This is a genomic window from Nocardia sp. NPDC050799, assembly GCF_040654015.1.
Lineage (GTDB): Bacteria > Actinomycetota > Actinomycetes > Mycobacteriales > Mycobacteriaceae > Nocardia.
The window spans coordinates 1-13,844 of sequence record NZ_JBFAHF010000056.1; the positions used below are offsets into that span (position 1 = coordinate 1).

A 13,844-nucleotide genomic window follows, 5' to 3' on the forward strand; every position below is an offset into this window, starting at 1 on the left:
CGCCGTTTCGGCCTCGAAAGCGCATGAGCCGAAGGCTCGAGTCTCGAGGCCGAAACGGCGAGACCAAGGGGGCCTCAACCCCGCGCGCCGAAGGCGCGCCAAAAAACACAGCGCCTTCACCAGCGAGCTCACCCCTCACCTTCACGAACAAGCCCACCCCTCCACCTCCGCGACCAACTCCGCCTCGTCGCCCCGGACCGCCCAACCTATGAAACCCGGCCCCCCGCCGGAACTCTCAGTCCCCCGGCCGCAGATGCGTCACATCTCCCGCCGCGACAGCTCGGTCCTCGATCAGCAACCGCCCCGCCGAATCGATATCGCGAGCGATCCCCGTCAGCACCCCGCCCCCTGGCAGTTCCGCCCGCACCCGGGAGCCCAGCGTCGCACAGCGTTCCCGGTAGGCGTCGGCGAGCGTCTCCGCGGCCCATCCGGATTCCTGCCACCGGGTGTAGCGGCGGGCGAACTCGGTCAGGAAGGACAGCACCAAGCGGGTGCGATCGGTGTCGGCGGCGCCGCTGAGGAGCAGCGAGGTGGCGTGTGGGACGGGGAGTTCGTCGGCGGTGAGGCTCACATTCATGCCGATACCCACGACGATCGCCGGGCGGGGCCCCGCGGCGGCGACTTCGGCCAGGATGCCGGCGACCTTGCGGCCCTCGATCAGCACGTCGTTGGGCCATTTCAGGGCGGCGGGCACCCGAGCGGTCGTCGTGAGCGCGTCGACCGCGGCGATCCCGGTGAGCAGCGGCAACCAGCCGAGAGCTTCGGGGTCGAGGCCCTCGGGCCGGATGAGCAGGGAGAGGGCGATCTGTGCGCGTGGCGGACCGGCCCAGGCGCGGGCGAGCCGGCCACGCCCGCTCTCCTGCGCTTCCGCGACCAGTACGACACGATCGATATCCGGGTCTCCGGCGCGCGCGATCAGGTCCGCGTTGGTGGATCCGGTCGATTCGATCACGTCGATTCCGGTGTAGAACGCCAGTTCCGGAGTTCCGGTCAGCGCTCGCCGGAGATGTTCGACGTTCAACGGTGGCCTCTGCACCTGGGCAGAGTATCGGCCGGGGCCGGTGGTCACCGCACGGCGGGTGCGGTGACCACCGGGTCTAGCCGGCGAGGTCGTAGCCGATGAGCCGGGAAACCGCGGGCATCGCCTCGTTCTCCACGGTGTCGGTCTCCTCGGCTTCGCTCTCGGCGACTGTTTCGGTGACGGTCGGTTCCGGCTCGGTCACCCGGGTGAATGCCAAGGCCTCCGGGAATCGGCCGTCTCGAGTTGTCCAGTGCCACATAGCAGGCCACCTCCCCTCTGTGTTCCAAAAGTGGCCTGCTCCAAGGGTATTGCCCGATCCGGCGCAGCGAAAGCGATTTAACGGCGGGCCGCGCGCTCACGACGCGGACGGGTTAGGCTTGTGACGGATCACCGTGGCGTGTCGTGTGGACGTTTGCCGCGATTCGCGGTACACATATGAACCGGTGGCGACTTGTCCACCTGGGGTTTTCTGGACCGGGTTCTACTCACCAGTAGCAGGATCTGGGTTAACAGCGCGGTGCGGCTCTGGTTACACTCCGAGCCATGACGAGTGTCCAGCAGCAGCCCACGCCGGATTCGGCAGGTGCGCCCGATATCCACACCACCGCCGGCAAACTGGCTGACCTGCGGAATCGGCTGGAAGAAGCCCAGCATCCGATGGGTGAGGCCGCGATCGACAAGGTGCACGCCAAGGGCAAGATGACCGCGCGGGAGCGTATTCTCGCCCTGCTCGACGAGGGTTCCTTCGTCGAACTCGATGCTTTGGCCCGGCACCGCAGCGTGAACTTCGGCCTCGACAAGCAGCGCCCGCTGGGCGACGGCGTGGTGACCGGTTACGGCAGCATCGACGGCCGCGAGGTGTGCATCTTCAGCCAGGACGTCACCGTGTTCGGCGGCAGCCTGGGCGAGGTGTACGGCGAGAAGATCGTCAAGGTCATGGACCTGGCGCTCAAAACCGGCCGACCGCTGATCGGCATCAACGAGGGCGCCGGCGCGCGTATCCAGGAGGGCGTGGTCTCGCTCGGCCTCTACGGCGAGATCTTCCACCGCAATATCCAGGCCTCCGGGGTGATCCCGCAGATCTCGCTGATCATGGGCGCCGCCGCGGGTGGGCACGTGTACTCCCCCGCGCTCACCGACTTCGTGGTGATGGTCGACCAGACCAGCCAGATGTTCATCACCGGCCCCGACGTCATCAAGACCGTCACCGGCGAAGAGGTCACCATGGAGGAGCTGGGCGGCGCCCACACCCACATGGTGAAGTCGGGTTCGGCGCACTACGTGGCCTCCGGTGAACAGGACGCCCTCGACTACGTCAAGGACCTGCTGTCCTACCTGCCGAGCAACAACCGCGCCGAGGCGCCGCGCTTCCCGGCCTCCGATCCGATCGCCGGCGCGATCGAGGATTCCCTCACCGAAAAGGACCTCGAACTCGACAACCTGATCCCGGATTCGCCGAACCAGCCCTATGACATGCACGAGGTCATCCGCCGGCTGCTCGACGACGACGAATTCCTGGAGATCCAGGCCGAGCGGGCCATGAACATCATCGTGGGCTTCGGCCGGGTCGACGGCCGCAGCGTCGGCATCGTCGCCAACCAGCCCACCCAGTTCGCCGGCTGCCTCGATATCGACGCCTCGGAGAAGGCCGCGCGGTTCGTCCGCACCTGCGACGCGTTCAATGTCCCGATCATCACCCTGGTCGACGTACCCGGCTTCCTGCCCGGTACCGACCAGGAATACAACGGCATCATCCGGCGCGGCGCGAAGCTGCTCTACGCCTACGGCGAGGCCACTGTGGGCAAAATCACGATCATCACCCGCAAGGCCTACGGTGGCGCCTACGACGTCATGGGTTCCAAGCATATGGGCGCCGATGTGAACCTGGCCTGGCCCACCGCCCAGATCGCCGTGATGGGTGCCTCCGGCGCGGTCGGTTTCGTGTACCGCAAGAAGCTGGCCGACGCCGCCCGCGACGGGTCCGACGTGGACAAACTGCGGCTGGAACTGCAGAACGAGTACGAGGACACCTTGGTCAATCCCTACGTCGCCGCCGAGCGCGGTTACGTGGACGCGGTGATCCCCCCGTCGCACACTCGCGGCCAGATCGTCTCCGCGCTGCGGCTGCTGGAGCGGAAGATGGTGACCATGCCGCCGAAGAAACACGGCAACATCCCGCTGTGATCCGGCGATACGCTCTGTAGGCCGCACACTGATTTCGGGTATGCGATCGGTGAGAGAAGATCGACCGGGTTCCGCTGAACCGCGCGAGCCCGCTCGAGGCAAGAGAGAGGATCTGGCACTGTGACGATTGTGGCAGAAGAAGAAGTATTGGCCGCAGCGGAACTGGATCTCGCCACCAGGGATGTGCCGGCCGATACCGCGACCGAAGCCGCCGCGGGCACTGCCGCCGCGACGAACGGGGAGAAGCCGTTCCTCGTGATCGAAAAGGGTGCGCCGACCGACGCGGAGATCGCCGCACTCGTGTGTGTGTTCACCGCTGCCGCCGCGGGTTCGGCGTCCGCCGATTCCGGCCCGCAGGATCTGTGGGGCAAGCCGACGATGATGCACCGCGGCAACTCCCCGTTCTCGCCGTACTCCTATCCGCAGCTGTCGCATCTGCGGTTCTGACACCGATCCCAGGAGAACTCCAGACGTGACCCGGTTGGTACTCGCGTCCGCGTCACCCGCCCGCCGGTCGGTACTGCGGGCCGCGGGCATCGAACCCATCGTCCGGGTCTCGGACGTGGACGAGGATGCCGTAGCGGCGGCCCTACCGGCCGATACCGGCCCTCGGGAAGTCGTCGTCGAACTGGCCCGGGCGAAAGCCCGGGCCGTGGCGTCCACCCTGGCCGACGACGCACCGGATCCCGATCTCGTCGTCGTCGGCTGCGATTCCATGCTGCTGATCGACGGTGCACTCCAGGGCAAACCCCATACGCCGGAGGTGGCGCTGGCGCGCTGGCAGGCCATGGCCGGGCATTTCGCGGATCTGGTCACCGGGCACTGCGTTCTGCGCGTACGCGACGGCGTCGTCACCACCGAGGCGATCGACTGCAGCGCCACCACCGTGCACTTCGGCAAACCCGATCCTGCCGAACTGGACGCCTATATCGCCACCGGCGAACCGCTGCAGGTGGCGGGCGCGTTCACCCTCGACGGGCTGGGGGGCTGGTTCGTCGACCGGATCGACGGTGACCCCTCCAGCGTCGTCGGGATCGGATTACCACTGCTGCGCCGACTGCTCCAGGAAGTGGGTGTTGGTGTCGCCCAGCTGTGGGCCGACCGCACCTGAGGGCGGAGCGCCGCGGAACGCCCGGCCACCCTGCTGCCCCGCAGACGGCGCCAGCGGCCCGGTAGCGGGCGGGAAAGGGTCCGACTCCAGGGACGCGGACGCGGGCGGCAACTGACTACCCGGCGGCACCGTCTGCCCCGACGCCCGCGACAACCGCGCCGCCTGCCCGGCGGCCGCATCGATGCGGCCGGCCTGCGGACGCCTGGGCGCGACCGTCGTCGCGGAGTCGGCCGCTTCCGCGGCCGGAGCCTGCGCGGCCGGCGGACCCACCCGCCGCAGCCGCACCTCGCACATCTCCTCGGTCACGAACGGCTCGAGCTCGGCCTCGATCACACCCTGGGCCCCGGATCGCTCCAGCAGCGCCGCCAGCAGCCCGCGATGCACCCCGCACACCACTTCGGTATGTGTTCGCGCCAGATCGCGCAGCGGGCAGGCCGTCAACCGGACCACCGCACCCTGGTCCGGGTCGCGCGCGGCGCTCTCCCGCCCGTCCCGTTCGGGGGCGAAGCCCAGCTCCGACATCAGCGAGACGACACGGTCCTTGGCGTCGCGCACTGATTCGACCGGTTCACCGGCGGTGTCGAGTTTGTCTCCCCAGGCCCGTCCGGCCGCCCGGCCGGCGGCCGCCCGCTGTTCCGGATCGGGTCCCAGCTGCTCGGCCAGCACTTGGGCCAGGTCCTGGTAGCCGATGGTCCGCTGGACCGCCCGGTACCCGATCCGCGGCCGGCCCCGGCCGCGGGGCGGCTGCTGGAACTGCCGGACCAGTGACTCCCGGGTGAGGATGTCGAGATGGAACCGCACCGTGGTGACATGCTGGCCGGTGATCTGCGCCAGCTGCTGGGCGTCCAGGGGCTCGCTCGCGCCGCGGAGGATCGCGAGCAGGCGCCGCCGCGGCCAAGAATCAGACATGCTCACCCCTCCTTCGGGGAGACTTTATCGGAGACATGTGCGATCAAATCGCCCATTGCACCGACTCTGTGCTCATCAACAAGTTCACCTCAAGTCACACTTACTATCCACAGTGCGGCTCGAACCTGTCGTCAGCACTGCCCGCCACCTGTGAAGGAACCCGAACGTGCCCGTCGCCCCGGACCCATATCCCGCCTTCGCTTCCTATGCTCACCCACACCGTCTGGTAACCACGGAATGGCTGTCGGCAAACCTCGGCACGCCCGGTATGAAGATCATCGAATGTAATGCCGACGTCCTCCTCTACGGCATAGGCCATGTTCCCGGGGCCAGCAAGCTCGACTGGCGCAGCGACCTCGACGACCCGGTGACCCGTGACTATATCGATGGCGAGCGGTTCACCGAACTCATGCGCTCCCAGGGCGTCGAACACGACGACACCGTCGTGCTGTACGGCAATGACGGTAACTCGCACGCCGCCCACGCGCTGTGGCTTTTCACCATGTTCGGCCATCGGGACGTCCGACTGCTCGACGGCGGCCGCGACGCCTGGATCGGCGAGGGCCGCGACACCGTTTTCGAAACCCCCGAACCGGCCCGCAGCCGATACCCGCAGGTCGAGCGGGACGATACGTCGATCCGCGCTTTCCGCGGGGACGTCCTCGCCGATCTGGGCGACCCGCTGGTCGATGTGCGCTCCCCGCACGAGTACGCGGGCGACCCCGGCGAGGGCGGGCCCGGCACGGCCCTGCGCGGCGGGCACATCCCCACCGCCGTCAACATTCCGTGGACCAGTGCCCTCACCTCCGGCTCCCGTTTCCGCGGCCGCGCCGAACTGGACGAGATCTACGGCGCTGTCGAGCCGGGCCCGATCACCGTCTACAGCGGGGTCGGCGAACGCTCCAGCCACACCTGGTTCGTCCTGAAGTACCTGCTCGGCCGCGAGACGGTACGCAACTACGACGGCTCCTGGACCGAATGGGGCAACTCGGTCCGGATGCCGATAGCCACTGGTGGGGTGTGACCGGAGCTCCGCGAGCCCACAAAAACAGGTCCACCCATCCACCTGCAACGTCCGCGCCCACGCCACCGCACGAGTCGAGACGCAACCGCATGCGTCGAGTTTTGCGAGACACCCCCAAGGTTTGAGGCCCGTCTCGCCCCTTGGCCGAAGGTGCTCAACGGTCGCCCTCTATGAACGGCCCACCGCACATCGCAGGAGCCGAAGGCACGAGTCTCGAGGCCGAAACGGCGAGACCAAGGGGGCCTCAACCCCCGCGACGCCGCAGGCGGCGCCAAAAACACAGCAGTGTGCCACATAGTCCGCTCCGACCCATTGTGATCTGCGACCTACTGCCCGGTAGCCCTATCCGAGTTCCGGCTTTGTTGGCAGACTGCCTACACTCGCCCCGAGACAGATAGTGTCGACCACGGGCGCGGAGCCCGCGTAGCGGATCCGAACCCACGGACCCGGAGCCCACCAAGCGATCCGATCCTCTTCGGAAGCCGGACAGCGGACCCCGATCCGCGGGAGCGGAGCCGAAGCGCGGCCCATCCCGCACAGCGAACACAGAGATTGCACACAGGAGGCTCAGTGCCCAGCCATGCCAGCGCGCGGATCACGAAGGTACTCGTAGCTAACCGAGGCGAGATTGCCGTGCGCGTTATCCGGGCGGCCAAGGACGCCGGCCTCGGCAGTGTCGCGGTTTACGCCGAACCCGACGCCGACGCACCCTTCGTCAAGCTCGCCGACGAAGCCTTCGCCCTCGGCGGGCAGACCTCTGCCGAGTCCTACCTGGTCTTCGACAAGATCCTGGATGCCGCCGCCAAATCCGGCGCCGATGCCATCCACCCCGGTTACGGCTTCCTCTCCGAGAACGCCGACTTCGCCCAGGCCGTCCTCGACGCCGGGCTGATCTGGATCGGACCCTCCCCGCAGTCCATCCGCGACCTCGGCGACAAGGTCACCGCGCGCCATATCGCCGAGCGGGCGAAGGCACCGATGGCCGCGGGCACCAAGGACCCGGTGAAAAACGCCGACGAGGTCGTCGAGTTCGCGAAGCAGTACGGCGTGCCGGTCGCGATCAAGGCCGCGTTCGGTGGCGGCGGCCGCGGGATGAAGGTCGCGCACACCATCGAGGAGATCCCCGAACTGTTCGAGTCGGCGACCCGCGAGGCCGTCGCCGCCTTCGGCCGCGGCGAATGCTTCGTCGAGCAATACCTGGACAAGGCCCGCCACGTCGAAGCCCAGGTCATCGCCGACCAGCACGGCAACGTGATCGTCGCCGGCACCCGCGACTGCTCGCTGCAGCGCCGCTTCCAGAAGCTGGTCGAGGAGGCTCCGGCCCCGTTCCTGACCGACGACCAGCGCGCCCGCATCCACGCCTCGGCCAAGGCCATCTGCAAGGAGGCCGGCTACTACGGCGCCGGCACGGTCGAATACCTGGTGCAGGGCGACACCGTCTCGTTCCTCGAGGTCAACACCCGCCTGCAGGTCGAGCACCCGGTCACCGAGGAGACCTCCGGTATCGACCTGGTCCGCCAGCAGTTCCGCATCGCCGACGGCGAGAAGCTGGAGATCACCGAGGACCCGACCCCGCGTGGGCACTCCTTCGAGTTCCGGATCAACGGCGAGGACGCCGGCCGCGGCTTCCTGCCCGCCCCCGGCCCGGTCACCGCGTACTCCGAGCCGACCGGCCCGGGTGTGCGTGTGGACTCCGGCGTGGTGGCCGGCAGCGTGATCGGCGGCCAGTTCGACTCGATGCTGGCCAAGCTGATCGTCACCGGCGAGAACCGGACCCAGGCCCTGGAGCGGGCGCGGCGCGCGCTCGCCGAGTTCCACGTGGAGGGTTTGGCCACGGTCATCCCGTTCCACCGGGCCATCGTCGAGGACCCGGCCTTCATCGGCGACGGTGAATCGTTCGACGTCTACACCAAGTGGATCGAGACCGAGTGGAAGAACACCGTCGAGCCGTTCACCGGCGGTGCCCCGGCCGACGAGGACGACGAGCCGCGGCAGAAGGTCGTGGTCGAGGTCGGCGGCCGCCGGGTCGAGGTCTCGCTGCCGGGCCAGTTCTCGGTCGGTTCCGGCGCTCCCGCGGCCGGCGCGGTCCGCAAGAAGCCGAAACCGCGCACGCGGGGTGGCGCGGGCGGCGGCGCCGCCTCCGGTGACGCGGTCACCGCCCCCATGCAGGGCACCGTGGTCAAAGTCGCCGTCGAGGAAGGCCAGACCGTCGAGGCGGGCGATCTGATCGTGGTGCTCGAGGCCATGAAGATGGAGAACCCGGTCAACGCGCACAAGGCCGGCGTGGTCACCGGCCTGAACGTCGCGGCCGGCGCCGCGATCACCCAGGGCACCGTCCTCGCCGAGATCAAGTAGCACGCCCGCGGTAGGCCGCGACCGGTATGCGACAGCATGCCGACCGGTGAGCCAACAGTAGATGCACACTGCTCCGGAGCCGGGTGCGCGGCCGATTGCCACCACCCGCTCCGGCGTATGGTGACCTGGTGAGCCCAGTACAACCGACGGTCGCGGAGGTGATCCGCGGCCGTTTCGCATCCGATAGCCGAGCCGACGGCCATCGGCTCGTACTCGTCGTCGAGGGTGGCGGCAGCCGCGGCGTGTACTCCAGCGGGATGGTGCACGCGCTGGAGCAGCTCGGCATGACCCGGGTCTTCGACGCGGTATACGGCACCTCGGCGGGCGCGATCAATGCGGCGTGGCTGCTGTGTGGCCGGGCGGGGCGGGGTATGAAGGCCTGGACCGACGCCGCGATCATGCGCCGGGCCATCGACCCGGCCCGGATGCTGCGCGGACGGCCCGCGTTCGATCTGAACTATCTGGTGCACAAGGTGTACGACGGGCTACATCCCATGGATTTCCCGGCCATCCTGGCCAACGAGACCACCTTTCATCCCATCGCCACCGATATCCGCACCGGCGAACCGGTGGACCTGCACCCGTTCATCGTCGACAAGGCGACACTGCAGACCGCGCTCCGGGCGTCCTCCGGCCTGCCGCTACTGGCCGGCCCGCCGGTGGAACTGGGTGGACGCCGCTACTTCGACGGCGGCCTCTCGGAAACGGTCCCGGTACGCAGCGCGCTGAAGGCCGGGGCCACCCATGCCGTCATCCTGCGGACCCGGCGCGCCGACGAACGCCGGCCACCGCCGCCCTGGTTGCACGACGTGGTCGGCGGCACCTATATGCGGTTCATCGCCCCGGGCGCCTACCAGGCATGGAAGCTGCGACCCGGGCAGCAGGCGCTGGAGGACGGGGTGATCACCGGGATGGGTGCGACGGCCTGCCAGATCCACCCGCCGGCCGGGTCACCGGATATCAGCAGCGTCGAAACCGATCCCGGCATTCTGGCGCGCGGTATGGAGATCGGCCGCCGCGTGGTAGCCGAATTGTTCGCGGAGTTCAGCTGTGTTCATGGCGCCGCCTCCGGCAGCGCGGGGCCAGGGCCCTCGTGACCCCGGTTCTTCACTCCACCGCTCCAGAACGGGGGCGGGCCCCGACCCATACATGCCGACCATCGGCGTGGAGGTGTGCGGGAGTCGCTCCGAGGCCGACATTTCGCCGGCCGCACGGATCCGCCGTCAGTCGAAGCGGATGCCCTGGGCCAGGGGTAGCTCGGTGGAGTAATTGATGGTGTTGGTGGCCCGCCGCATATAGGCCTTCCACGCGTCCGATCCCGATTCACGGCCGCCGCCGGTGTGCTTCTCGCCGCCGAACGCACCGCCGATCTCCGCGCCGGAGGTGCCGATATTGACATTGGCGATACCGCAATCCGACCCGTCGGCGGCGAGGAAGCGTTCGGCCTCCCGCTGGTCGGTGGTGAAGATCGCCGAGGACAGTCCCTGCGGTACGCCGTTGTGCAGAGCCAGGGCAGTGTCGAAATCGTCGTAGGTGAGGACGTAGAGGATCGGGGCGAAGGTCTCCTCGCGCACCACCTCGGTCTGGGCGGGCATCCGGACGATCGCCGGGTCGGCGTAGTACGCCTCGGGCCCCACGCCCTCGGGTTCGACCCGCTCGCCCCCGCACAGCACCGCACCGCCGTCCCCGCGGGCGCGGGCCAGCGCGTCCCACATCCCGGCCCAGGCGCCGGGCCCGTGCAGCGGCCCCACCTGGATACCCGGGTCCAGCGGGTTGCCCACCCGCAACTGCCGGTACGCGCGCACCAGGCGGTCCAGCAGTTCATCGGCGACCGAGGAGTGCACGATGAGCCGGCGCAGACTCGTGCAGCGCTGTCCGGCGGTGCCGACGGCCGCGAAGACGATGCCCCGGACCGCCAGGTCCAGATCGGCGGAGGGACCGACCACGGCCGCGTTGTTCCCGCCCAGTTCCAGCAGGCAGCGGCCGAACCGGGCGGCCACGCGGGGGCCGACCGCGCGACCCATGGCGACCGAGCCCGTCGCGCTGACCAGTGCGACCCGCTCGTCATCGGCCAGCCGCGCTCCGGCGTCCGTGGACCCCAGGATCACCTGGTGGACCCGGCCGTCCGCCCCGGCGTTGGTGGCCGCGCGGCGCAGCAACGTATGGCAGGCCAGAGCGGTCAGCGGAGTGCGGTCCGAGGGCTTCCACACCACAGTGTCGCCGCAGACCAGCGCGACGGCGGTGTTCCAGGCCCAGACCGCGACCGGGAAGTTGAAGGCCGAGATCACCCCGACCACACCGAGCGGATGCCAGGTCTCCATGAGCCGGTGGCCCGGCCGCTCCGAGGCCATCGTGTACCCGTAGAGCTGGCGGGACAGCCCGACCGCGAACTCGCAGATATCGATCATCTCCTGGACCTCGCCGCGCGCCTCGGCGGGGATCTTGCCCACTTCGAGAGTGACGAGTTCGGCGAGTTCGTCCTGGTGGCGGCGCAGCAGTACGGCGAGTTCGCGCACTACGGCCGCCCGCTGCGGGGCCGGGACCAGCCGCCAGGTGGCGAAGGCGGCGGCCGCTTCGGTGATCGCGGTGTCGATTTCGGCGGGGCCGTCGGGCCGCAGGCCGATCAGCACCCCGCCGTCGATCGGACAGCGCACGAACATATCGCCGGGCGCCGGGTCCGCGATCTCCAGTGCGCGCAGCAGCGCGCCGATCCGGCCGGCGTATCCGGCGACGGTCTGCTGTTCGGTCTCGGTCATCGCGAACTCCTCGGGTTCGGCCGGACGAAATACGCTGTGCGAATGGGACAGCCGGAGAATGAACGTTCACAACAATGTTCCGGCGGTGTGTCCGCTACGTTAGCCTTCGCTGATGGCGGAAACACCGGCAAAACCAACCCTGGACGAGATCGATCGCCTGCTGATCCGGGAACTGATGTCCGATGGGCGGGCGACCCTGTCCAATCTGGCCGAGAAGGCGAGTCTTTCGGTATCCGCCGTGCAGTCACGGGTGCGCAGGCTCGAGGCGCGCGGCGTGATCCGTGGCTACACCGCGAACGTCGATCCCGAAGCGCTGGGACAGCTGCTGTCGGCATTTGTGGCGATCACTCCTCTCGATCCTTCCCAGCCCGACGATGCCCCGGCGGCGTTGCAGAACATGCCGGGGATCGAGGCCTGCCATTCGGTGGCGGGCGACGAAAGCTACATCCTGCTGGTCCGGGTGGCCTCGCCGCGGCATCTGGAACAGTTGCTGCAGCAGATCCGAGCGACGGCCAATGTCCGAACCCGGAGCACCATAATCCTTCAGACATTCTACGAAAAGTAGCCGATACCGTAACAACTCTTATTAGTTACGGACTTGTCAGTAAATCTTCCTGACAAGCCGGTGTGCGGTCCCGTACCGTCGGAGTGTGACCATCGAACTGGAGCACTCCGGCACGGGCGATGGCAGGACAGATGGCCGCATCCCCGCCTCTCGCGTGATCGAGACCCTGTCGGCCAGTATGCTCGCCGACGGTTTCGACCTGGTACTCGACCTGCGCGCGTCCCGCGGCCGCCGTCTGGTGGACGCCCGCGACGGCAGCGATTACCTCGACATGTTCGGTTTCTTCGCTTCCAGCGCGCTCGGGATGAACCATCCCGCGCTGACCGAGGACGCCGGATTCCGCGCCGAATTGACCACGGCCGCAATGGACAAGCCGAGCAACTCCGATATCTACACGGTCGAGATGGCGCGTTTCGTGGACACCTTCGTCCGGGTGCTCGGCGATCCGCGGCTACCGCACATCTTCCTCATCGACGGCGGCGCCCTCGCGGTGGAGAACGCGCTCAAAACCGCCTTCGACTGGAAGAGCCGGCACAACGAACTCCACGGACGCACACCGCGACCCGGGTACGAAGGCGGGGTGCTGCATCTGACGGGCGCTTTCCACGGCCGCAGCGGTTACACCCTGTCGCTGACCAACACCGACCCGGTCAAAACCGAACGCTTCCCCGCCTTCGACTGGCCGCGGATCGAAACGCCCTGGCTCGGTCCGGATATCGATATCGAGGCAGCGGAACGACGTGCGCTCGACCAGGCCGCCCGCGCCTTCACCGAGCGGCCCCACGGGATCGCCTGCTTCATCGCCGAACCGATCCAGGGCGAAGGCGGCGACCGGCATATGCGCCCGGAATTCCTGCGCGCGGTCCAGGAACTGTGCCGCGCCAACGACGCGCTGTTCGTCCTCGACGAGGTGCAGACCGGGGTCGGCATCACCGGAAGCACCTGGGCCTATCGGCAACTCGGCCTGGAACCGGATGTGGTGGCGTTCGGGAAGAAGACGCAGGTGTGCGGGATCATGGCCGGCGGCCGGGTGGACGAGCTCGGCGACAATGTCTTCACGGTGCCCTCGCGCCTGAATTCCACCTGGGGCGGCAATCTCGCCGATATGGTGCGGGCCACCCGGATCCTGGAGGTCATCGAACGCGACGATCTCATCGCCCGGGCCGGCGAACTGGGTGCCATGCTGCTCGATCTGCTGCGTGACCTCGCCGAGCGGCAACCCGCGGTCACCGACCCGCGCGGACGCGGTCTCATGTGCGCTGCCACGTTGTCGGACAACGCCTTCCGCGATGCCGTCCTCACCACGCTGCGGGAACGCGAACGGGTGCTCATGATCGGCTCCGGCGACCGCGGCATCAGATTCCGGCCACCGCTGACGGTGGAACCCGGTGAACTCGTCGAGGCGGTGACCGCGCTGGACCGCGTACTCACCGACCTCGGCTGACACCGGCCCGGCACACGATCACACCGCGTCGGGTCGCAGTCCCAGCGCGCCCGCGGCGAACCGGCGCACCGCCTCCGCGGCCGCGACCAACGCCGCCTGCTGACCGGGCCGGGCCCAGCCCTCGACCGCGGCAGTCCCGTCCGGTCGCGGGGTCAGCCCGATCTCGGCCACCAGCTCCGCTGTGACCGGTTCGCACACCGCCCAGGAGAAATGGGATTCCGCCGCCCACTCGGCGCCGCGGCGGGCCACGTAGTCCGGGTCGGTGATCCCGCCCGAGGCCAGCGCGGGCCGGTCGTCGATCCGGTCATCGGCCCGCAGCGCGCGCAGATACCATGCGCCCGCGTTGATCTCGATCGCCTCCATCCGGTCACCCTCGCACAACCCGGCGGGCCCGGCCGACGCCGGTTCGCCTTCGCGGGGTCACGGTCGCGGACGAAATCGGTCGGCGACCTCACACTGTGCCGCGCCGCCGACC

Annotated in this window: 13 protein-coding genes; 8 read left to right on the top strand and 5 right to left on the bottom strand. The window is 68.7% G+C overall.

Translation table 11 applies throughout. From position 1 onward, the window contains the following. Positions 1-235: 235 nt before the first annotated feature. Both AB0H42_RS33275 and AB0H42_RS33280 read right to left on the bottom strand, forming a co-directional pair. On the bottom strand, positions 236-1,036 hold the full coding sequence (locus AB0H42_RS33275; protein WP_357063196.1) for a biotin--[acetyl-CoA-carboxylase] ligase: 801 nt from the start codon (positions 1,034-1,036) through the stop codon (positions 236-238). Positions 1,037-1,097: 61 nt separating this feature from the next. Further along, positions 1,098-1,280, bottom strand: coding sequence for a hypothetical protein (locus AB0H42_RS33280; protein WP_357063198.1), 183 nt, complete (start codon positions 1,278-1,280; stop codon positions 1,098-1,100). 284 nt (positions 1,281-1,564) lie between these two features. Here AB0H42_RS33280 and AB0H42_RS33285 point away from each other — a divergent pair, with 284 nt between their 5' ends. From AB0H42_RS33285 to AB0H42_RS33295, 3 genes are all read left to right on the top strand, one after another. After that, positions 1,565-3,205, top strand: a complete 1,641-nt coding sequence (locus AB0H42_RS33285) for an acyl-CoA carboxylase subunit beta (RefSeq protein WP_357063201.1) — start codon at positions 1,565-1,567, stop codon at positions 3,203-3,205. 120 nt (positions 3,206-3,325) lie between these two features. After that, positions 3,326-3,652, top strand: a complete 327-nt coding sequence (locus AB0H42_RS33290) for an acyl-CoA carboxylase subunit epsilon (RefSeq protein ID WP_357063204.1) — start codon at positions 3,326-3,328, stop codon at positions 3,650-3,652. A gap of 25 nt (positions 3,653-3,677) precedes the next feature. Next, positions 3,678-4,316, top strand: coding sequence for a nucleoside triphosphate pyrophosphatase (locus AB0H42_RS33295; protein ID WP_030522492.1), 639 nt, complete (start codon positions 3,678-3,680; stop codon positions 4,314-4,316). Here AB0H42_RS33295 and AB0H42_RS33300 read toward each other — a convergent pair. Further along, positions 4,245-5,225, bottom strand: a complete 981-nt coding sequence (locus tag AB0H42_RS33300; RefSeq protein WP_357063207.1) for a transcriptional regulator — start codon at positions 5,223-5,225, stop codon at positions 4,245-4,247. The two genes, AB0H42_RS33295 and AB0H42_RS33300, sit on opposite strands and share 72 nt — an antisense overlap. Before the next feature lie 166 nt (positions 5,226-5,391). On the opposite strand from AB0H42_RS33300, the gene AB0H42_RS33305 reads away from it, so the two are divergent. From AB0H42_RS33305 to AB0H42_RS33315, 3 genes are all read left to right on the top strand, one after another. Then, complete coding sequence (locus tag AB0H42_RS33305) at positions 5,392-6,249, top strand: sulfurtransferase (protein ID WP_357063209.1); 858 nt, start codon at positions 5,392-5,394, stop codon at positions 6,247-6,249. A gap of 570 nt (positions 6,250-6,819) precedes the next feature. Continuing rightward, the gene (locus AB0H42_RS33310; RefSeq protein ID WP_357063212.1) at positions 6,820-8,604 is read left to right on the top strand and encodes an acetyl/propionyl/methylcrotonyl-CoA carboxylase subunit alpha; all 1,785 of its coding nucleotides are present in this window, start codon (positions 6,820-6,822) and stop codon (positions 8,602-8,604) included. A 128-nt stretch (positions 8,605-8,732) separates the two neighbouring features. Beyond that, a complete protein-coding gene (locus AB0H42_RS33315; RefSeq protein WP_357063214.1) occupies positions 8,733-9,701 on the top strand; it encodes a patatin family protein in 969 nt (322 codons plus the stop codon). A 126-nt stretch (positions 9,702-9,827) separates the two neighbouring features. On the opposite strand, the gene AB0H42_RS33320 is transcribed toward AB0H42_RS33315, so the two are convergent. Then, positions 9,828-11,360, bottom strand: a complete 1,533-nt coding sequence (locus AB0H42_RS33320) for an aldehyde dehydrogenase family protein (protein WP_357063216.1) — start codon at positions 11,358-11,360, stop codon at positions 9,828-9,830. A gap of 112 nt (positions 11,361-11,472) precedes the next feature. Here AB0H42_RS33320 and AB0H42_RS33325 point away from each other — a divergent pair, with 112 nt between their 5' ends. After that, positions 11,473-11,925: an Lrp/AsnC family transcriptional regulator gene (locus AB0H42_RS33325; RefSeq protein ID WP_357063219.1), complete on the top strand. Its 453-nt coding sequence runs from the start codon at positions 11,473-11,475 to the stop codon at positions 11,923-11,925. An 85-nt stretch (positions 11,926-12,010) separates the two neighbouring features. Then, positions 12,011-13,369 carry an L-lysine 6-transaminase gene (gene lat / locus AB0H42_RS33330; protein ID WP_357063221.1) on the top strand — a complete coding sequence of 453 codons (1,359 nt, stop codon included), beginning with the start codon at positions 12,011-12,013 and terminating at the stop codon, positions 13,367-13,369. Between the two features lie 18 nt (positions 13,370-13,387). Here lat and AB0H42_RS33335 read toward each other — a convergent pair whose 3' ends face one another. Then, positions 13,388-13,732 (bottom strand): hypothetical protein, encoded by a 345-nt coding sequence (locus AB0H42_RS33335; protein WP_357063224.1) that lies wholly within the window; start codon positions 13,730-13,732, stop codon positions 13,388-13,390. Positions 13,733-13,844: the final 112 nt, after the last annotated feature.

Excerpts from the sequence above, each read along its gene's own strand:
- AB0H42_RS33300 (WP_357063207.1), bottom strand. The coding sequence starts at position 5,225 with ATGTCTGATTCTTGGCCGCGGCGGCGCCTGCTCGCGATCCTCCGCGGC.
- AB0H42_RS33320 (WP_357063216.1), bottom strand. The coding sequence starts at position 11,360 with ATGACCGAGACCGAACAGCAGACCGTCGCCGGATACGCCGGCCGGATC.
- AB0H42_RS33280 (WP_357063198.1), bottom strand. The coding sequence starts at position 1,280 with ATGTGGCACTGGACAACTCGAGACGGCCGATTCCCGGAGGCCTTGGCA.
- AB0H42_RS33325 (WP_357063219.1), top strand. The coding sequence starts at position 11,473 with ATGGCGGAAACACCGGCAAAACCAACCCTGGACGAGATCGATCGCCTG.
- AB0H42_RS33285 (WP_357063201.1), top strand. The coding sequence starts at position 1,565 with ATGACGAGTGTCCAGCAGCAGCCCACGCCGGATTCGGCAGGTGCGCCC.
- AB0H42_RS33335 (WP_357063224.1), bottom strand. The coding sequence starts at position 13,732 with ATGGAGGCGATCGAGATCAACGCGGGCGCATGGTATCTGCGCGCGCTG.